Raw genomic sequence first — 20118 nt, 5'->3', positions numbered from 1 at the left:
CCGCCCCGGAGCACCGGCGTGCTTGGGTGGAGCGGTGCACGAGGACTCCTGCGCCGCGCTGTCCGCCGATCTCGCCGAACCGCTGGCGGGCACCGCGGCCGTGACGACCGGCTGGCTCTGCCTCGAACAACCCGGACCATGGGGGCGCGACGCCCCGGTGCAGAGCGGGCTGGACCCCGACCTCGGCCGCGAGCTCGCCGAGCGGGCCGGGGCGCACGGCCTCCGGCTCCAGCTCATCCGGCGACCCGGCAGGCACGCCGACACCGGCGCGCCCCGGACCGCGCTGGTGGCCCGCAGCACCCCGGGCGGGGCGCTGCGCCGGTTCGAGGTGGACGACCCAGCCGCGCTGCTGGACCTGGACCTGTCCGCCGCCGACCTCGGCCGACCCGCGGACCCGGTGCTGCTGGTCTGCACGAACGGGCGGCGGGACCGGTGCTGCGCGCTGCTCGGCCGGGACCTGGTGCGCGAGCTGGGCGACCGACCGGACGTCTGGGAGACCTCGCACACCGGCGGCCACCGCTTCGCCCCCGCCTCGGTGCTGCTGCCCAGCGGCTACACGTTCGGGCGACTCGACGGCGCGGCGGCCCGCGAGGTGCTGGCCGCGGCCGGGCGCGGCGAACTGGCGCGCACCGGCTGCCGCGGCCGGTCCCCGTGGTCGCACGCCGGGCAGGCCGCGGAGCTGGCCGTGCGCGAGCTCGTCGGCGAACACCGGCTGGACGCGCTGCGCGTCGACGAATCCGGGGCCGACCCGGTGGTCGTCCACCAGGACGGGCGCCGCTGGCGGGCGGTGGTGCGCGAGCAGCCGCTGGAGCCGCCGCGGCCGAACAGCTGCGGCGGCGCCCCGGTCCGCCCGAGCACCACCTCGGTCACCTCGGTGGACCCGCTGCCCTGATCTTCCCAGGACCGGTGCTCAGGTCCTCCCGCGGCCGGTGCTCAGCGACCGGCCCCCGCCGCGCCGAGCTCGGTCGGCGTCACCGCCGTGACGATGCCGCCGGGCGAGTCGGAGCCGGTGGGCGCCGGACCGGGCACCCACAGCGACACGCCGACCAGCGCGAAGGTGAGCGCCCCGAGCACGCCGCAGATCAGGACCGCAGGCCGGTGCACGCGCGACGCGATCGTTCTTCCCTCATCCACACCGGGGCAATCGGTGCGCGACCACGGACCGTTACCGGTCCGGGCACGAGGAACCGGTCGCCCACCGAAGCGAGCGACCGGCCGCGACGTCGGGGTGGCGGGATTTGAACCCACGACCCCTCGCACCCAAAGCGAGTGCGCTACCAAACTGCGCCACACCCCGTCCGACGTGCGGCGCACCCGGAAACCCCGGGTGCGTTGCCGGAAGCCTATCGCGACCCGCTAAGGTGGAGCACGCAAGGTCGAAAAGGCGCCAGACCCGCTGCGGAACACCCGCTGCGGGCCGCCATGCGCCGACGGTTCGGCCAGGCACGCGGGCGTAGCTCAATGGTAGAGCCCCAGTCTTCCAAACTGGCTACGCGGGTTCGATTCCCGTCGCCCGCTCCACCGGTGGCCCGGTCGCCTTCGTCGCGACCGGGCCGCTCGTCATCGGTGGGTGATCCGACTCACCGGCCGGGAATACCGCGCCGCCCGAGCGGTTGGATTCGGACGGTGACGCGGGCGGTATCCCCCTGGACGGGTGGTGCCGCGCGGCCCGCGTCGCCGCAGCGCCGAAACCGTCGAGGGGGACCCGGGTGCGCCGACTCGAATACAAGTGGCTGGTCGGGATCACGTTCGTGCTCGGTCTGATCATGCAGATCCTGGACGTCACGATCCTCAACGTCGCGCTGGCCACGCTGGGGCGCGAGTTCGGCGTCGGGCCCGGCGGGCTGCAGTGGGTGCTCACCGGCTACATGCTCAGCCTCGCGGTGTTCATCCCGTCCTCCGGCTGGATCGCCGACCGGTTCGGCAGCAAGCGCACCTTCCAAGCCGCGGTCGTCATCTTCACGGCGGCCTCGGTGCTGTGCGGGATCTCCACCGAGCTGTGGATGCTGATCGGCGCCCGCATCCTGCAGGGCGTCGGCGGCGGGATGCTGGTACCGGTGGGGCAGGCGATGCTGTTCCGCGCCTTCCCCGCGCACGAGCGGGCCAAGGCCGGGGCGGTGCTGGCCATCCCGGTCACCATCGCGCCGACGCTGGGTCCGGTGCTCGGCGGCGCGCTCGTGGAGTACGCGAGCTGGCGGTGGATCTTCTTCATCAACGTGCCGGTCGGCGTGCTGGCCCTGCTGTTCACCGTGCTGTTCCTCAAGGAGGAGGTCCGGGAGCGGCCGGGGCGCTTCGACCTGCCGGGTTTCCTGCTGGCCGGTTCCGGCCTGGCCGCACTGCTGTTCGGGCTGGACCACGGCGCCCAGCAGGGCTGGTCGGACCCGGTGGTGTGGACGGCGCTGGGCTCCTCGGTGGTGCTGATCCTGGGCCTGGTGTGGCGGGAGCTGAGCACCTCGGAGCCCATCCTGGACCTGCGGCTGCTCGGCGAACGGATGTTCGGCACCGGCAACGCGCTGCTGCTGGCCCAGACCGCGGCGATGTTCGGCGTGCTGTTCCTGGTGCCGCTGTACCTGCAGAACCTGCGCGGCGCCTCGCCGCTGGAGGCCGGACTGGCGCTCATGCCGCAGGCGCTGAGCATGCTGGTGGTGACCCAGGTGGTCAGCCGGGTCTACGGCCGGATCGGCCCGAAGCGGCTGATCCTGGCCGGGTTCGGCGTGCAGCTCCTGGTCGTCGGCGGGATGCAGCTCCTCGGGCTGGACACGCCGATCTGGGCGCTGGCGGGGCTGCTGGTGGTGCAGGGCGTGGCGATGGGCCTGCTGATGACGCCGTTGCAGACCGCGACGTTCGCCCGCACCGCGCCGGAGTCGATGGGCCACGCGAGTTCGATGTTCAACGTGAGCCGCCAGGTCGCCACCGCGCTGGGCACCGCCGTGGTGGCGACCCTGCTGGTCGCCGCGACCGAGCTCGCCACCTCCACTGTGGATCCGTCGGTGCCCGCCGAGCTGGCCCGGGCGCAGCTCGCCGGCTACCACGGCGCGTTCCTGGCCGGGGCGGTGTTCACCGTGCTGGGCATCCTGCTCGCGCTGCGGGTGCGGGACGCCGACGCGGCGCCCACGCTCGACCCGGAATGGCGCGAGACCCTGGCGGGTGAACGCGCTCGGGAGCGAACCGTGAGATAGGTCAACAGTGCTTCACAACGAGGACGCGCGGTGCAGTATGTGGGGGGTGACCGCCGACATGCCGCACGCCGATCAAGTCCGCAACCACGCCCGCTGGCGCCCGGGCTGGCACGCCGGACGCACCAGCTACGCGTGGCTGCTGCCGTTCTCCGATCAACCGGGTCTGCGCACGCTCGTGAACAACTACCAGTACGCCCTGCGCGAGCTGCCCGGCTTCGACCTGGTGCCGCTGGAGTGGATGCACATCCTGGTGCAGGAGGTCGGCTTCACCGACGAGATCGACGACGCCGCGCTCGACTCGCTGGTGGCCGAGACGCGCTCCCGGCTGGCCCAGATCGCCCCGTTCACGCTGGTGTTCCAGCGGGCGCTGGTGCAGCCGGAGTCGCTGTCGCTGCCCGCCGAGCCGCAGACGACCGTGACCGAGCTGCGCTCGGCGGTGCGCGGCGGCGCGGCGGCGGTGCTGGGCGAGGGCGGTCTGCCGCCGGTGCCGGAGGACGTCGACCGGCACGTGAGCCTGGCGCACTCCACCACCGAGGGCCCGGCGATCTTCGCCGTCGCCACGCTGAGCGCGACCGAAGTGGACCCGGCCACGGCGAAGGTCGGGGCGCTCTCCCTGGTCGAGCTCAACCGCGACCACTCGTGCCCGGAGTGGCGACCGGTCACCCAGGTCCCCCTCGGCGCCTGAGGTCCACCCTCCCGGGTGAAGCGGGCCGCGGCGGAAAACCGGTTGCCGCGCCCGGTACAACCGGATCATGGCGGACATCAGCACGCGGGACCTCGGCCCGGCGGACCACGACGCGTTCCACTCGGTGCTCAAGGCGTCCTTCCTCGACGCGGAGTCGGACGAGGCCCGGGAGCGCAGCCGCGCCGAGTTCGGCCACGCGCGGTCCCTGGGCGCCTTCGACGGCGACGAGCTGATCGGCGGGTGCGCCGCCCTGGACCGGACGCTGATCGTGCCCGGCGCGACCGGGGTACCGGTGGCCGCCGTGACCAACGTCGGGGTGGCTCCCGGCCACCGCAGGCGCGGCGTGCTCCGCGCGCTGATGCGCGAGCAGCTCCGCGGGCTGCGCGGACGCGCCCCGATCGCCGCGCTGTACGCCTCGGAAGGCGGGATCTACGGGCGGTTCGGCTACGGACCCGCGACCCAGCAGGTCTGGCTGGCGGTGCCGCGCGGCGCCCGGTTCCGGCCCGACGTGGCGATCGACGAGCGCCCGGTCCGGGAGGTCGGCCTGGACCGGGGGCTGGCGGCCGTCGCCGAGCACCACCCGGTGGTCGCCGCGGACCGCGTCGGCTGGTTCACCCGGCACGACGAGCTCTGGCGGCTGCGGACCGTCGAAGCACCGGGGCGGGGCGGCAAGGGGCCGGTGCGCTGCGCCGTCCACCCCGGCGGGTACGCGTTGTACCGCGCCGAGCACGGCTGGGGCCTGCGCGGACCGAGCTACACCCTGCACGTCACCGAGCTGGCCGCCGAGACGCCGCAGGCGTACGCGGCGCTCGTGCGCTACCTGCTCGACGTCGACCTGGTCGCCGAGGTGCGCTGGTCCCACGCCGCCGTGGACGAACCGGTGCTCGCGATGCTCGCCGATCCCCGCCAGGCGCTCCGGGAGGTGACCGACGGGATCTGGGTCCGGCTGGTCGATCTGCCCGAGGCGCTGACCTCCCGGCGCTACCCGATGGCCGGGCCGGTGGACGCCGTCCTCGACGTGACCGACCCGGTGTGCCCGTGGAACGCCGGCCGCTGGCGGCTGCGCATCGCCGACGGGGCCGCCGAGGTGACCCGCAGCGAGGCGGCACCGTCGGTCGCGGTCGACGTCGCCGACCTGGGGGCGGTCCACCTCGGCGGCACGACGCTGGGCGAGCTGGGCCGGGCCGGGCGGATCGCCGAGCACTCCCCCGGCGCGCTCCAGCAGCTCTCCCGGGCCTTCGCCGGCGACCGGCCGCCGCACTGCCCCGAGCCGTTCTGAGGAACCCGCTCCGGCGCGCCGCCGAGCTCCCGCCGGGTCGAGCCGCGCCTCCGGCGCACCCCGCTGGAAGGGCGCTGACCTGCACTTCCCGCCCCGCGGGCGGGCCCGTCGCGGGGTAGGGTCGAGGGTGAACCCCGGCGGTCTGGAGGCTCCGGTGGAAGCGCTCATCGTCATCGTCCTGGCAGCCCTGGTGATCGTCGGCGGGCTCTGGTGGGCCCGCCGCGCGGCGGCGGCCAAGCACCGCCGCGAACTCGACGACGCCCGGGCCGAGGCCCGCCGCTGGGTCGAACGGCTCGGCGGTCAGGTCCTGACCCTGACCGGCACGAACGACGCCGCCCGCCAAGCCCTCGCCGACGCCTCCGAACGGCACCAGGCCGCGCTGTCCCAGCTCGACCAGACGACCACGACCACGCGGGCGGAGCTGACCACCGGCACCGCGCTGGAAGGGCTCTACTACATCCGCGCGGCGCGCACCGCGATGGACCTGGACCCGGGACCGGAGCTGCCGGAGCTGGCCGGTCGGCGCGGCGCGGGCCAGGTCACCGAGTACCGGGACGTCGAGGTCGACGGCGAACGCGAGGTGGCCTCGCCGACGCCGACCGAGCGGACGCCGTACTACTACCCGGGCGGGCCGGTCGCGGGACGACCGGTGCCCGAGGGCTGGTACAGCCGCGCGTGGTGGCAGCCCGCCCTGGTCGCGGGCGCGTGGGGGCTGGGCACGCTCGCGGTCACGTCGGCGCTGTTCAGCGGGATGGCGGGGGTGCCGGCCGAGGCCCACGCCGACGACCTCGACGGAACCCCGGGCGGCGACGAGGGCGGCCTGGACGACCTGGACTTCGGCGGCTTCGACTTCGGCGGCTTCTGACGGACTCAGGGCTGGCAGGCGGGGCACCAGTAGAGCTTGCGCCCGACGAGCTCCTCCAGCGCCACCTCCGCGCCGCACACCAGGCAGGGCATCCCGGCCCGCCGGTAGACGTACACCTCACCGCCGTGCCGATCCTGGCGCGGCGCGCGGCCGGTGACCTCGGGCAGGTGCTCGGGCCGCACGGTGTCGATCCGCCCGATCCGCACGCCGTCGGCCATCAGCTCGGCGAGGTCGGCCCAGATCGCCTCCCACGTCCCGCGGTCCAGCGCGCGACCGGGCGTGCGGGGGTCGATGCCCTGCCGGAACAGCACCTCGGCCCGGTAGACGTTGCCGACCCCGGCGAGCACGCCCTGGTCCATCAGCAGCGCGGCGATGCTGGTGCGCGACCGCGCGATGCGCGCCCACGCCCGCTCCGGCTCGGCGTCGGAGCGCAACGGGTCGGGGCCCAGCCTGGCGCGCACCGCCTCGGCCTCCGGCCCGGTGAGCAGTTCGCACCGGGTGGGGCCGCGCAGGTCGGTGAAGTGGGTCGCGCCGACCAGCCGCATCCGCACCTGGCCGCGCGGGGTCTCCTCGGGCAGCGGGGATTCGGCGAACGTGCCGTAGAGACCGAGGTGGACGTGCACGATGCGGTCCGGCCCGTACACGTGGAACAGGTGCTTGCCGTGCGCTTCGGCGCCGCGCAGCACCGCGCCGTCGAGCAGTGAGGCGCTGTCGGCGAAGCGCCCCTGCGGGCTGCGCACCTCCACCGGGGCGCCGGCGTAGCGCTCCCGGTGCAGCAAGGCGAGCCGGTGCAGGGTGTGTCCTTCGGGCATGTCACTCCGCTCCGATCGGTCGGGGCCGCGTCACGGCAGCAGCACCCACAGCAGGACCGCGCCGAGCACCTGGAGCAGGGTGCCGCCGAGCGCGACGACCCCGCCGATGCGCAGCGCCTCCCGCACCGACCGCACCCGGAAGGCCAGGACGGTCCCGGCGAGGGTCGCCAGGCACAGCACGGCGAAGCCGCCGACGAGCGACCACAGCGCGACGTCGAGCGCGCAGGACGGCCGCGAGCACAGCGCCAGCACCAGCTGCGGCGCGAACGTGCGGTGCACCAGGTGGACCACCAGCGTCCCGAGCGCCGTGCCACCGAAGGCCACCACGGGCGCGAGCAGCGCGGCGCCCGGGCGCGGCTGGTCCATCCGATCCTCCGTCGGGTGAGCGCCCTCAGTTGCCGGGCAGCGCCGGCGGCTCACCCGTCTTCTCGTAGTCCGACAGCAGGTCGATCCGGCGCTGGTGCCGGCCGCCCTCGAACTCGGTGCTCAGGAAAGCCTCGACGATCGCCTCCGCCTCGGCCTGGGTGTGCATCCGGGAACCGATCCCGGCCACCTGGGCACCGTTGTGCTTGCGGGAGAGCTCGGCGGTCTCGACGCTCCAGGCGAGCGCGGCGCGGATGCCGGGCACCTTGTTCGCCGCGATCTGCTCGCCGTTGCCGGAGCCGCCCAGGACCAGCCCGAGGCTGCCTTCGTCGGCGGCCACCCGGCGGGCGGCCTCGACGCAGAACGGCGGGTAGTCGTCGAGGGCGTCGTATTCTGCGGGACCGACGTCGGTGACGTCGTGACCGCGCTCGGTCAGCCAGGTGACGAGGTGGTTCTTGAGTTCGAAGCCCGCGTGATCGGAGCCAATGTAGACGCGCACGCGGGCAGTGTGCCAAACCCCGCTCGGACAGCGCGCACCCCGGTCGGTGCCATCATCACCGGATGAGCTGGCAGGAGATCGCCGCCGGGGTCCTGGTGCGCAGGCACGACGAGCTGGACCTGACCACCGGGCTCGTGCTCGGCACCGGGTCGGCGGTGGTGATCGACACCGGCGGCGACGAGGTGCGGGGCGCCGGGTGGGCCGCGGAGGTGCGCGGGATCACCGCGCTGCCCGTGCAGGTCGTGCTCACCCACGCGCACTTCGACCACTGCTTCGGCACCGCGGCGTTCCGGCCCGCGCCGGTGTGGGCGCACGCCGGTTTCCCGGCGCACCTGGCCCGCACCGCCGAGCCGCAGCGCGCCCGCTGGTCGCGGCACTACCGGGAACGGGGCGAGACCGCGCTGGCAGCGGCGCTGGAATCCGCACGGCCGGTCGAGCCCGACCGGCTGGTCCGCGACGGGGCGGAGCTCGACCTCGGCGACCGCCGGGTGCGGCTGCACCACCTCGGTCCCGGGCACACCGACCACGACCTCGTGGTCGAGGTCCCCGACGCGGCGGTGACCTTCGCCGGGGACCTCGTCGAGCAGGGCGGGCCACCGGACTTCGAGGACGCCGATCCGCTGCGCTGGCCGACCGCCGTGGACCGGCTGCTCGCACTCGCCCCCGAGGTCGTGGTGCCCGGTCACGGCACTCCGGTCGATGCCGCTTTCGCCCGCGCCCAGCGCGAGGACCTGGCCGCGCTCGCCGCGCTGTGCTCGGCGGTGGCGGCGGGGTCGCTGCCGCGCGCGGCGGCCGTTGCCCGCTCCCCGTTCCCCGCGTCGACGACGACGGCCGCGCTGGACCGCGTCCGGTGACCCGAGCCTTGGGCCGTTCGGCGCAAGTTGCGCGGCCGTCCGGCCGCATTGGGCGGTGAAGGGGCACCGCTGCCGACGGCGGGGCGTCATCCTCGATCGAGGTCTGCTCGAGGGGGAGGGCCACCGTGGCGAACCGGATGAACGTCGTCGTGGCGAACCTGCGCGCGCACGCGTCCGCAGTGGACGGTGTGGTGGACCAGCTCGGCACCGCGGTCGACGCCTCGCAGCAGGTGTCGCTGGACAACGACGCCTACGGCATCCTGTGCCGCCCGTTCGCGTGGATGATCGATCCGGTGGAGCAGCAGGGCATCGAGGCCCTGGAGAAGGCCGTCGAGGCGATGCAGGAGACCGCGGACAACATCCGGGCCACCGCTGAGGACTACGAGTCCGTCGACGAGGGCAACAGCGACAGCCTCGGGAGCCTGGCGTGACCAACCCCTACGTCGTCACCGAGGACACCCTCCCGAAGGACCCGAACGCCGCGCCGGAATCCATCACCGGCATCGGCATCCTCGAGTCGTTCCACGACGTCCAGAGCCTCAACGACGAGTCGAGCTGGGTCGAATCCGGCCTGGCCTACGGCGGCATGGCGATGGAAGCCGTCAGCATGGTCGTCGATCCCATCGGCACCCTGCTCTCCTACGGACTGTCCTGGCTGATCGAGCACGTCGAACCGCTCAAGGAGGCGCTGGACTGGTTCGCCGGCGACCCCGACGGCGTCCGCGCCTACGGCGCCACCTGGGCCAACGTCTCGCAGGCCGTGGGCCAGGCCGCGCAGCAGTACTCCCAGGCCGTCGAGGCGCACACCGCGGAGTGGACCGGCTCGGCCGGCGACGCCTACCGCCGCTACGCCGCCGAGAAGGGCGAAGCCCTGGTCGGCGCCTCCGAGCTGGCCAACACCATCAGCACCGTGGTCACGGTGATGGGCGAGGTCGTCTCGTTCGTCCGCGAGTTCGTCCGCGACCTCGTCGCCGACTGCATCTCGCGGCTGATCACCTACGCGCTCGAAGCGCTCGCTCCGCCGCTGGTGTCGCTGTCGTGGGTCGTGCCGCAGGCGGTGGCGTTCATCAGCAAGACCGTCACCAAGATCGCGGACATCGTCCAGAAGCTGACCAAGACGATCAGCAACGTCTCGCCCAAGCTGGGCCGGATGGTCGAGGCGTTCTCCAAGGTCATGGAACTCCTCGGCAAGCTGGGCAAGAAGGCCGGGGAGGCGGCGGGGTCGGCGATCTCGACGGTCGGCCGGGTGGCGGACAAGATCGACATCCCGGGTCGGATGGCCGACCGGCTCGCCGAGAGCACCTGGGGCAAGGTCGACGACGCCTTCGGCACCAACATCACCGGCCGGAACAGCCCCGACGCCCCGAACGTCGACGGCGGCGACGGCTCCAGCCCCAGCACCGGAGGCGACGACCCCGGCACCACCCCGAGCACCGGAGGCAACGGGCCAGGGCCGACCGGCACCGGCGGCGACGGCACGAGCCCGAGCACGGGCGGCACCGGCCCGGGACCAACCGGCACCGGCACGAGCCCCACCAGCCCGAGCACCGGAGGGAACGGGCCAGGCCCGACCGGCACCGGCGGTGACGGCACGAGCCCGAGCACCGACGGCCCGGGACCGACCGGCACGGGTGAGACTCCCAGCACCCCCAGCAGCCCGGGCACCGACGGCAGCACCCCCGATCCGAACAGGACGGACGGAAACACCCCCAGCACCGGAGGGAACGGTCCCGCCCCGAACGGCACCAGCGGCGACGCCCCCAGCACCTCCAGCACCACGGGAGACGCGCCCGGCACCGGTCCGAGCCCGCTCGGCAGCAGTTCTCCCGACGGCGTAGGCGGAACGAGCCCGAGCACCTCACCCGGCACCAGCCCCGGTGTCTCCGGCGGGACCGGCCCCGGCGGCACATCACCGTCCCCCGGACCGACGTCCACAACGGACGCACCGACGGGCAACAGCCCAACGCCACCCCCGGCCAGCAGTCCGGAACCGCGCACGACGTCCTTCACCGGCGACCTGTCCGGCGGCGGAGGGTCGACTCCGTCCACACCGGCCGGTGGCGCAACGCCGAGCACACCGTCCACACCGGACAGCGGATCGACACCGAGCGGCCACGTCCCGTCGCCGAGCGGAACGAGCGGCACCACGCCGACCACGCCTTCCACGACGAGTTCGTCGAGCGTCGACGCCCCGGCGGGACCGACCCCCCAAACCCCTGCCCCCGGCGCGCCACGCCCCGACCAACCGACGGGCACCACCCCAGCAGGCGGCGCGATGGGCGGAGCCACCCCGGGCGGCGCCGGCGGACCCAGCGGCGGGTCCCCCAGCGGCCCGACCGCCCGCCCAGGCCCCGGCGGCGGCTGGACCGGCACGCCGGGCAGTCCGGGAGCGGCCCGACCACCGTCCACACCGGACACCCCCGCGCCACGCCCGCGAGGCGGCGACACCCCACCGCGCGCCACACCGCAGCGACCCGACGCGCCCACTCCCCGCCCGGCCCCGCAGCGCCCCCAGGGCCTCGGGGGCGAACCACCGCGTCCCCGCCCCGACACCGCGCGTCCGGACGGCGGCAGGCCGCAGCCCCCGGGCCAGCAACCACCGAGGCCGAACGCGGGTGGCCCCGCGCAGCAACCACCGAGGCCGTCCACCCCCGGGCCGACCAGGCCGGACGGGTTCAGCCCGGACCCGAGCAAGCCCGACATGGTGAAGCCGGACGCGGGCAAGCCGGACCCGACGAAGCCGGAGTCGACCACACCCAACGCCACCAGCAACGACCCGGCGAAGCCGGACACCACGAGGCCCGACACCGAGAGGCCGGGAGACCGCCCGCCGAACGCCGACAAGCCGCGCGATCCGGACGGCGGCGACCGACCGGCGGACGCGCAGCCGAGGCAGGACCCCGACCGCCCGGCGGACGCGGACAACCCCAGGCCGGGCACGCCGGAGTACGAGCGCAAGATCGACGAGGGCGTCGACCACCTGCGCGACAACCGCACCGACGCGGGCGCCTCGGGCCACACCGACCCGAACATGCAGGACCTCGCCCGCCGGGTCCCCGACGACGGCGAGCACTTCACCCTCGACGCCCACATGGGCCCGGACGGCCGGATCCAGATCGGCGACCGCAGCTACTCGGTGGACGAGTTCGCCGACCTCATGCGCCGCAACCCGGACTGGAACGGCAAGCCGATCCGCCTGGTGAGCTGCGACTCCGGCGACTTCGCCGCCGATCTGTCCCGCAAGCTCGAAGTCGACGTCACCGCCCCGCGCGGCAAGGCCTGGACCGACGGCCAAGGCCAGGTCTTCGCCAGCAGCACCGACCCCGACGGCGGCCCGGGCTGGCCCCCGGACGGCGGCTGGGACACCCACAGCCCCGACGGCACCAGCTCCCCCGCCAGCACCGACGGCTTCCACCCCACCCGAGACGGCGAAGACCCCGGAACCAGGCCCGACGACGCCGAGGCGCGGGGTAAGGACGGGCAGGGCCCCAAGCCCGATTGGCGCGATGTCAAAGGACCCAATTCGGAATTGTCGCCGCGCGAAAAGGTCGCGGACTTCTCAGAAAATGGCTACATCAGGCAGCATTATTACTTGCGCCCCAAGGAAAACCCTACCGAACTCGTGTGGCGCGACGGCAACAGCAATACCGACGCCTATGGGGAAAAGCGTCTTCACGTTACCCTTTCCGATGGGAAACCGACGCTCGCGAGCGACTTGCCGCCGCCGCTCCCCTACAACCCGAAAAGCGAGACATCCGGCACCTTTTCCTCGGAACAACAACCAGCCCTGCGCAGCGAAATTCGCAACAACATGGAGCAATATCGCAGGGATAGCGATGATCGAACTTTGGACCTCAACAACCGAAGTGAAATTAGTGCCGACGCAAGGACAGCCCAGGAAAAGTTCGACGAGGCAGCCACAACAGCGAAGCAGGAGCACGGGTTGCCGTCGGATGCGAAGTCGAGCGCAGTAGAAAAGCACGTTGACCCCGAGGTAGTCGCAGAAAAGAAGTATCACGCAACCATCCGCACCAAGCTTGGGGAGGAGACAGGAGAAGCCGCCGCACGAGAATTCAGCGAAGATTTCATCCGGCAAAACTGGGGAGATGATGCCTCGGTGGAGGCGATCTCCGCGGAAGATAGAGCCGACAAGGGCAATCACCACGAGACGCCCGACGACTCGGATGAAACCAGCGGACGAAGCGGTTCCGGAGAATTCGACCAGATCAGGGAACCTATCGAGGGAGAATTTCTCATCACCGAAGCCAAGGCTTCGAGTGCCGACTACGAAGACCGCTGGGACACGCAGCGGAACGAACGGGTCCAGCAGGGTCACCCTGAATACATGAGAACCGTACTGGCGGAGATGCGGGCACGTGGCGAAGTCGAGCTCGCGGACCGAATTGAAACCGCCTACGATCTCGATCTGCTTGACGGAAGAGAGCCACCTCGAGTCCGCTACATCGGAGTCAAGGCAACGCTCGAGCCAGACCCAGACGGTGGTAGCATTATTGGCTATGAAGCCATCGAGTTCGACCTGACACCGCAAAACGACGACAATTCGGACGCATGATGCACATCGTTGAGCGCCACCCAGTCGAAAACGCTGGCTTCCTCGCGGACAACGCTCCGCGTCTCGCAGCGAGCTTCGAGCGAAATCTATCACTCGTCACGCAGCTCCCCAAGAAGTTAACAACTCTCATGGATACCGCTCTTCTCGAACTCGGCAGCCGCTGCGCCCTCGACCCCCAGGCAACGGAACAAGGAACCTGGGATTCCCTTGCACGCGCTTCCCAAGCTTCCTGCGCAATATTCGAATCCGCGACAACGGCTTCAGAGACCTCTGATTGCCTCATCAACGGCGAGTTCTACCCGATCCCTCGAATCGGACCGACTCATTTCAGCACACCGAACAACTGGCTGACAGCGCTTTGGCTCGCCATGATCACCCGCGACTTCGCGCGGCTACGCATGCTCGCAGCAGTTGACGAGAGCATTTTTCAGCCAAGTCGAAGCGACTATGACACGTACATCTATTCCTGGATCAACACACTCCAGGCATACTTTTCAGACCAAGCAGAACAGGTCGCCCCGAATTTCGAAGCAACTTCCCGACTCCTGGCTCCGGAGCACACCGAAAAGAGCAGCGCGACGAAGTTGCGCCTGACAACAGGCCCTCAATTGCTTCTCTTTCTCGAGCTCGCAAGTGCCAATGAAGACGGTTTCAACGAAGCGCTCGGGGAGAGCCTCGAAAGCCATCGAGAGTTCTGGTCGCCCGATGCCAGCGAGCAGCGAAGCCCGGTAGGCTACATCGCCTTGGCCCCACTCGCCATGGCATGTGTCGCGCATGATTCCGGAATGAACGTCCAAGTTGAATCGGACTACCTCCCCGTAAATCTTCTTACCGGGTACTGGACCAACGCCTTCCAATTCTGAGACGAGCGCGGGTCGAACTCGGCACGCGCGAAGTTCGAGGAGGACCGGGTGAACATCCTCGACGTGAACCGGCCTTCCGCGGCGTGACCCGCCACGACGTCCGCCGGAACGGTCCGCGATCATTTCAGCACTGAACGCGCACGCACGACCGGACGAGTACCAGCGCCGTTACCTCCCACACCGCCCGAAGCCGACATACCGCCTACTCCGTTCGGAGCAACGTCAGGGCTGAACGGGGTCTTTCCCGGCCCCCGCGGCACCGGTGGGGTTCGGCGAACGTCATTCTCATTGGGGTTGATCGATCGTCGTCGCGATGCGCCGGGAGGGTGTCGGAGTTGCCGGAACAGGACGGAGCCGCCGCGCGGCGGGCTGAGCTGGAGAACCGCAACGCCGCGCTGCGCAACCAGATCGACGGGATGCTGTCCGATCTGCGGCAGCAGACCGCGGAGATCGGGCGCAAGCAGGCGGAGGCCGCGCAGCGCACCTACGAGGTGACTTCCGAGGACGGCCTGGTGACCGTCCGGGTGGACGCCACCGGGACGGTGCAGCAGGTCGCGCTCTCGTCGAAGGCGTTCGCGCGCAGCACCCCGGAGCGGCTGTCGCAGACCATCACCGGCGTCGTCCGGGAAGCCTCCGGGACCGCGCAGCGCGCCTTGCAGGACGAGCTCGCACCGAGCGGGCCGCTGCCCGAGCTCTCCGACATCGTGCCCGGGGCGCCGTCGTTCCAGGACCTGCTGCCCTCGCGCGGCACGCTGCTCACCCCGCCCGATCCCGACGCCGAGCGGGCCGCGCAGCCGCGTTCCCCGGGGCGCCCGGCACCGCCCGAGGAGCCGCGCCCGGCCTCCGCACCGCCACCTGCCGCGCCACCGCGGGCGCCAGCGCGCCCGGCCGCCTCCGAACCGGACGACGACGAGCCGCGGGACACCTTCCTGCTGCGGGAGGACCGCTGATGGCCGACGAAATGGAGATGCAGCCCGAGGAGGTCCGGTCGGGCGGCGCGAAGATCGGCGCGGCCGGTGGCGACCTCGACGGGGTGCTGAACACCCTGCGCTCCGCGCTGGAGGCCGAGGGCGAGTGCTGGGGCACCGACGAGGCCGGGGAGAACTTCGCCAAGGAGTACACCAAGGGCCGGGACGACCTCTTCGACGCGCTGGAGAAGACCGCGCAGGCGCTCGGCGACATCGACGACAACCTCAAGGGCACCGCGGACGACACCGAATCCCGCGACCTCGACTCCGCCGTGAACATCGGCCGGTCCGGCCAGGTCGAGAACCGGAGGCGGACCACATGAGCATCGAGATGCCCGAGGAGATCAAGTGGCTGGTCCCGCTCGTCGTCGGCCAGTCCTGGCCCGAGGGCGACGAGGACGCGATGCGTCGGATGGCCGATGCCTGGCGCGCCGCCGCCGAGGGGGTCGACGGCGTCCACGTGGAGGCCAACCGGGGCGCGGAGCAGGCCAAGGGCGCGATGCGTGGCCGCACCGCCAACTCCTTCGACGATCTCTGGAAGGACATCGGCGACGGTGACGAGGCCGCCCTGCCGCAGCTCAAGAAGGCTTGCGAGCAGCTCGCCGAGGCCTGCGACAACGCCGCCCTGGAAGTCGAGCACACCAAGCTGACGATCATCGCGACGATGATCGCGCTCGCCGCGCAGATCGCCGCGATGATCGCCGCCGCGCCGTTCACCTTCGGCGCCTCGACCGCCGGGATCGCCGCCGCCCAAGGCGTCACGCGCGTCGTCGTGATGCAGATCTTCCGCCAGCTCATCATCAACATCGCGATCGAGATGACCCTCTCGCTGGGCATCGAGTTCGCCGTGCAGAGCATCCAGATCGCCTCCGGCGAGCGCGACGGCTACGACCTCAAGAAGTTCGGCGAGGCCGCGATCAGCGGTGCCATCGGCGGCGTCGTGGGCGGCCTGTTCGATGGCGTCGGAGGCGCGATCGGCCGCGGTATCGGGGGCGCGGCGGGCGACAGCGTCGGCGGCTCGATCGTCAAGGAAGGCATCACCGGCGCGGCCGAAGGCACGGTCAGCAGCGTCGCCGAGCAGTTGATCATGGAAGGCGAGATCGACCCCGGCAACGTCGGCATGGCTGCCGCTTCGGGCGGGTTCACCGGCGGCACGATGGGCGGTGTCGGGGCCGGCGTCGACAACATCAACGTCCCCGACGTCCCCGACGCCGGCGGCGGTGGTGGTGACCGTTCGGCGCCCGGACCCGGGGACGCGCCCCCGCCCGACACCGGCGGGTCCGACTCGCCCACCGGCGACCGGAGCGCGCCGTCGGACGGCGGCCCGGCCGCGCCGCCGGACACCTCCACACCACCGCCCTCGGACGAAGGCTCGACGACCGGCGACGGCGCCACGCCGCCTCCCGCTTCCGACACCCCGGCGCCCGACAACTCGACGTCCGAGACCCCGGCGCCCGAGACTCCGGCGCCCGACAGCTCGACGTCCAGGGGAGGCGACGGAGCCACCACACCCCCGGCCGGGGACACGCCCACCGCATTCGCGGGCGAGGGCGCCTCGGGCGGCGACGGAGCGACCACGCCTCCCCCGGCGGCCGAGACCCCCTCGACCCCACCGGCACCGGAGGTCCCGACCGCCGGTCCGCCCCCGACGGGCGGCGGCACCCCCACGCCGCCCTCGGGAGGAGCCGGGCCCGGCACGCCCGCGCCGGACACCTCCGGCAGCACGCCGCCGCCCGGCGACAGCACGACGAACACCCCGCCGCCCTCCTCCAGCGTCCCCGACGCAGGGACGCGGGACGCCTCCGACGGCCCCAGCACGTTCGGGTCCACGCCCACGCCGGACAGCGGCACCACCCCACCGCCGGACGGCGGCTCCCAGCCGTCCCCGGACTCCACACCGGACAGCGGCACCGCACCGCCGTCCGACCGGAGCCCGGCACCGGACGGCAGCACCACGCCGCCGGACACGAACACCGCACCGGCCCCGGAGTCCACACCGGACGGCGGTACGACCCGGGACGGCTCGGACGACCGGGGCCCGACGCCGCCCAGCGAGGGCCCGGACAGCGGCAGCTCGCCGCGTCCGGACGGCGAATCCCGGCCGTCCCCGGAGACCGGCCCGACCCCGGACGGCGACGCCTCCCGCGGCACCACACCGGAACCGAGCCCCGACCGCGGAACGACCCCGTCCCCCGACGGACCCGGGAACACCCCGTCGCCGGACCGGGGACCGGCCCCGGACACCGGCAACGGGCCGACACCGGACGCCCCGCGCCCCGAGTCCTCCGACACACCCGCGCCGCCTCCGCGCGACGTCGGCCCGACACCGCCCGACGGCAACGGCCCACCGCCGCGGACGGACTCCACACCACCGAACGACCAGCCGGCGGCGGGCGGCGGAGCCCCTGGCGTCCGCTCGCCGGGCGGCCCGGAGGGCGGCCCGCGACCGGATGGCGGACCACGTCCCGACAACGGACCGAATCCGGACGACGGGCCGGTCCCCGGTGCACCGATCAGCTCCTTCCCGACCGGTCCGACACCCGACCGCCCCACGGGCCCGTCGAGCACGACATCGGCCAACGTGGACGCACCACCGGCGCCTCCGGCCGCGGGTCCGCTGCCGACCGCGCCCCCGCCGCGCGGCGACCAGCCCGCACCCGGCGGCAGCGTGACGCCCGGACCGACGCCGAGCGGCCCGCCCCCGGCAGGACCGACCCCCGGTGGTCCGACACCGGGTGGCCCCGGCCGTTCGGGCGGCTCTCCGGGCCCCGCCGACCGCCCCGGCGGTGGCGACGCACCGCCGCGCGGTGACTCCCCGAAGGGCGGCGACACCCCGCGCCAGCCGGACCGCTCCGCCGCCGGTCCGCCCCCGCGCGGCGGCACCGACACCTCGCACGGACCCGGATCGCGCCCGGCCGATGGCCCTCCTCCGCGGGGCGACATCGCGCTGCCGCACCGCCCCGCGCACCCGACCCCGCAGGATGGACCGGCTCCGAATTCTCCCGGCGGACCGCCGCCCCGGTACCAGGAGATCGCCGAAGCCGAGGCGTACCGCAACCCGACGCCGAGCGGCTCGTCCTACCACAAGGATCCGGCGATGCTGGATCTGGCGGAGCGGGTCAAGCCGGACCTCGTCCCCGTGCGGGACCAGAACGGCGACATCGTCAAGCGCAACAACAAGACGGTCGAGACGCCGGAGCACCACACCGTCGATGTGCACGCCACGCCGGACGGGAAGGTGAAGATCGGCGACAAGACGTTCAGCCCGAGCGAATTCGCCGACATGCTCCGCCGCGACCCGAACTGGGACGGCCAGAAGCCGATCCGCTTGGTGGCGTGCAACTCGGGCAACGACAGCAGCGGCCTGGCCAAGAACTTGTCCCAAGAGCTCGGGGTCCCGGTGACCGCGCCCACCGGGCTGGTGTGGACCGACAGCGACGGGCGCGTCTTCAGCTCGGCGGGCGGCAACTCGGGCGGGGTCGCCCCGAAGTGGCCACCGGACGGCGGGTGGACAACCCACCACCCCGACGGCAGTACCACCCCTGCCAGCACGGACGCGTTCCACCCCTCCCAGGACGGCAAGGACCCGGGTGCGCTGCCCAAGGACTGGACCGGCGGTTCGGGGAAGCAGTACGACCTGCCTCCCATGAAGAAGACGACGATCCTCAACCCGGCGCAGGACGGTGGGCCGTATCCGGGGAAGCCGTCGTTGCCGAAACCGGCGACACCCGCGTCCCTCCCCGACCCGATCACCACCTACGACCGACCGAAGGACAGCGAGTTCGAGCGGGGTTCGAACGACCCGAAGGGCAAGAGCCCGGTCACGATCCCCGATCCGAACCACCCGGACAAGAACCTGCGGGACATCGGAAACAAGACGTCCTTCAGCAGTTTGCCGGACAAGAAGGGCGTCAAGCTGGAACCGAACACCCGGTACGACTACCCGAGCCGCGGAGCCAGCTTCTTCACCGACGACAAGGGCAAGATCAAGTGGGTCGAGGTCGACTCCACCAAGACCCACGACCCGAACGCCAAGAATCCGGACAACCGGGGCAACATCGAACTCCGCAGGGACGCGTTGCGCCCCGATGCCCAGTACAAGATCGACAACAACTGGCAGTTCAACACCGACGGCAACGGGCAGACCGTCAAGATGTCGGGAACGCCGCACTACAAGGACGCGCCGAACAAGCTCCCGGACGAGAACTACTACCGGGATAGCACTTCGCAGGGGCACGCCGGCGAGGAAGGCCGGAAGGTGCACCCGCAGTGGAACTGGGCCGGTGGCCACCTGGCCGCGCATGAAGCGGGCGGGCCCGGCGAGAGCATCAACATGTACCCGCAGCGCGAGACCTCCAACAGCGGTCACGAGAGGGAGGGGATGACCAACCGGGCCTCGTGGCGGTACGTCGAGAACATGCTCTCCGACGCGCACACGCGGGGGAGCACCATCGAACGGATCGAGGTGAACGCGCCCCGCGGTCCCGACGGCATCCCCGTCAGCGCGACCTACCGGTGGATCGAAACCGACAAGCACGGCACGGTGACGGTGAACGAGGTCGAGTTCCCGAACGTCGCGAACTACAACCACCGGGATTATGAGAAGTACAACCCCAAGGGCAGTGGTGGAACGAAGCGGAAGCAACCCGATGGCTCCGGACAACCTTCCAAGAAACCCAAGAAGTCCAAGCCCTGAGGAGCTCGTCGAGGAGGTCCTCGGGCTCCTGCGGGCGGATCTGCCGGAGGACTGGGCGCGGCTGCGGCTGGACTTCCGGGACGCCGGGATCAGCCAGGCGGTGCTGAGCGGGACGCGGCAGAACGGGCAACCGCTGCTCGACCCGCTTCCCGCGGGCGTCAGCGCGCTGCTGCGCGAGGTGCGCGCGGCGATGTACGAGCCGGGGCGCGGCACCTGGTTCTCGGCGCACGTCGAGCTGCGCCGGGACGCCGAGCCCGAGGTGCGGTTCAACTTCACCGACGACCCGCAGTGGTCGCCGACGATCGCACCGACCGCGTTCGTGCTCGACCACGAGCGGTTCCCGCGCGACGACGAGCACGTCCCGGACTGGCTGGCCGCCCGGTTCGCCGAGGCCGCCGAGTTCGAGGCGGAGTGGGAGGGGTGACCGGTGATCGCACCACTAGACTGCCGCCCGTCCATCCCCGGCAACCACAGGAGCAACG

At 72.3% G+C, this 20118-nt stretch carries 17 protein-coding genes and 2 tRNA genes; 14 read left to right on the top strand and 5 right to left on the bottom strand.

Going from position 1 to position 20118, the window contains the following annotated elements; genetic code table 11:
- The first annotated feature begins 34 nt into the window (after positions 1 to 34).
- A complete protein-coding gene (locus ACQP0T_RS06520) occupies positions 35 to 892 on the top strand; it encodes a sucrase ferredoxin (protein WP_433871758.1) in 858 nt (285 codons plus the stop codon).
- Positions 893 to 933: 41 nt separating this feature from the next.
- Here the strand turns inward: ACQP0T_RS06520 and ACQP0T_RS06515 are convergent, their stop codons facing one another.
- Together ACQP0T_RS06515 and ACQP0T_RS06510 are read right to left on the bottom strand one after the other, a co-directional pair.
- Positions 934 to 1104: a hypothetical protein gene (locus tag ACQP0T_RS06515; protein ID WP_433871757.1), complete on the bottom strand. Its 171-nt coding sequence runs from the start codon at positions 1102 to 1104 to the stop codon at positions 934 to 936.
- Between the two features lie 119 nt (positions 1105 to 1223).
- Positions 1224 to 1297 (bottom strand) — tRNA-Pro (locus ACQP0T_RS06510).
- Positions 1298 to 1447: 150 nt separating this feature from the next.
- Here ACQP0T_RS06510 and ACQP0T_RS06505 point away from each other — a divergent pair.
- From ACQP0T_RS06505 to ACQP0T_RS06485, 5 genes are all read left to right on the top strand, one after another.
- Positions 1448 to 1521: transfer RNA gene (locus ACQP0T_RS06505), tRNA-Gly, on the top strand.
- A gap of 188 nt (positions 1522 to 1709) precedes the next feature.
- Positions 1710 to 3179 carry an MDR family MFS transporter gene (locus ACQP0T_RS06500; RefSeq protein WP_433871756.1) on the top strand — a complete coding sequence of 490 codons (1470 nt, stop codon included), beginning with the start codon at positions 1710 to 1712 and terminating at the stop codon, positions 3177 to 3179.
- Positions 3180 to 3225: 46 nt separating this feature from the next.
- Positions 3226 to 3864 carry a 2'-5' RNA ligase family protein gene (locus ACQP0T_RS06495; protein ID WP_433871755.1) on the top strand — a complete coding sequence of 213 codons (639 nt, stop codon included), beginning with the start codon at positions 3226 to 3228 and terminating at the stop codon, positions 3862 to 3864.
- A gap of 67 nt (positions 3865 to 3931) precedes the next feature.
- A complete protein-coding gene (locus ACQP0T_RS06490) occupies positions 3932 to 5143 on the top strand; it encodes a GNAT family N-acetyltransferase (protein WP_433871754.1) in 1212 nt (403 codons plus the stop codon).
- A 154-nt stretch (positions 5144 to 5297) separates the two neighbouring features.
- On the top strand, positions 5298 to 6008 hold the full coding sequence (locus ACQP0T_RS06485; protein ID WP_433871753.1) for a hypothetical protein: 711 nt from the start codon (positions 5298 to 5300) through the stop codon (positions 6006 to 6008).
- Positions 6009 to 6013: 5 nt separating this feature from the next.
- On the opposite strand, the gene ACQP0T_RS06480 is transcribed toward ACQP0T_RS06485, so the two are convergent.
- The 3 genes from ACQP0T_RS06480 to ACQP0T_RS06470 are packed head-to-tail and all read right to left on the bottom strand — an operon-like array spanning position 6014 to position 7682.
- A complete protein-coding gene (locus ACQP0T_RS06480) occupies positions 6014 to 6820 on the bottom strand; it encodes an Fpg/Nei family DNA glycosylase (RefSeq protein WP_433871752.1) in 807 nt (268 codons plus the stop codon).
- A gap of 30 nt (positions 6821 to 6850) precedes the next feature.
- Positions 6851 to 7186: a hypothetical protein gene (locus tag ACQP0T_RS06475; protein WP_433871751.1), complete on the bottom strand. Its 336-nt coding sequence runs from the start codon at positions 7184 to 7186 to the stop codon at positions 6851 to 6853.
- Positions 7187 to 7211: 25 nt separating this feature from the next.
- On the bottom strand, positions 7212 to 7682 hold the full coding sequence (locus tag ACQP0T_RS06470) for a ribose-5-phosphate isomerase (RefSeq protein WP_345364544.1): 471 nt from the start codon (positions 7680 to 7682) through the stop codon (positions 7212 to 7214).
- Positions 7683 to 7744: 62 nt separating this feature from the next.
- Here ACQP0T_RS06470 and ACQP0T_RS06465 point away from each other — a divergent pair, with 62 nt between their 5' ends.
- From ACQP0T_RS06465 to ACQP0T_RS06430, 8 genes are all read left to right on the top strand, one after another.
- Positions 7745 to 8536: an MBL fold metallo-hydrolase gene (locus ACQP0T_RS06465; RefSeq protein ID WP_433871750.1), complete on the top strand. Its 792-nt coding sequence runs from the start codon at positions 7745 to 7747 to the stop codon at positions 8534 to 8536.
- Between the two features lie 125 nt (positions 8537 to 8661).
- The gene (locus ACQP0T_RS06460; protein WP_433871749.1) at positions 8662 to 8967 is read left to right on the top strand and encodes an ESX-1 secretion-associated protein; all 306 of its coding nucleotides are present in this window, start codon (positions 8662 to 8664) and stop codon (positions 8965 to 8967) included.
- Entirely contained in the window at positions 8964 to 13109 is a 4146-nt protein-coding gene (locus ACQP0T_RS06455) for a hypothetical protein (protein ID WP_433871748.1), read from the top strand. Before ACQP0T_RS06460 ends, ACQP0T_RS06455 begins: the two co-directional genes overlap by 4 nt.
- The gene (locus ACQP0T_RS06450) at positions 13106 to 13972 is read left to right on the top strand and encodes an immunity 49 family protein (protein WP_433871747.1); all 867 of its coding nucleotides are present in this window, start codon (positions 13106 to 13108) and stop codon (positions 13970 to 13972) included. Before ACQP0T_RS06455 ends, ACQP0T_RS06450 begins: the two co-directional genes overlap by 4 nt.
- Before the next feature lie 335 nt (positions 13973 to 14307).
- Entirely contained in the window at positions 14308 to 14922 is a 615-nt protein-coding gene (locus ACQP0T_RS06445; protein ID WP_433871746.1) for a YbaB/EbfC family nucleoid-associated protein, read from the top strand.
- Complete coding sequence (locus tag ACQP0T_RS06440; protein WP_433871745.1) at positions 14922 to 15263, top strand: WXG100 family type VII secretion target; 342 nt, start codon at positions 14922 to 14924, stop codon at positions 15261 to 15263. Before ACQP0T_RS06445 ends, ACQP0T_RS06440 begins: the two co-directional genes overlap by 1 nt.
- Entirely contained in the window at positions 15260 to 19636 is a 4377-nt protein-coding gene (locus ACQP0T_RS06435; RefSeq protein ID WP_433871744.1) for a hypothetical protein, read from the top strand. Before ACQP0T_RS06440 ends, ACQP0T_RS06435 begins: the two co-directional genes overlap by 4 nt.
- Entirely contained in the window at positions 19590 to 20060 is a 471-nt protein-coding gene (locus ACQP0T_RS06430) for a hypothetical protein (protein WP_433871743.1), read from the top strand. The genes ACQP0T_RS06435 and ACQP0T_RS06430 overlap by 47 nt, the downstream gene beginning before the upstream one ends.
- Positions 20061 to 20118 lie beyond the last annotated feature (58 nt).

It is taken from the genome of Saccharopolyspora sp. CA-218241 (assembly GCF_050954615.1).
GTDB lineage: Bacteria > Actinomycetota > Actinomycetes > Mycobacteriales > Pseudonocardiaceae > Saccharopolyspora > Saccharopolyspora cebuensis.
This window is presented reverse-complemented; position numbering and strand designations above follow the sequence as displayed.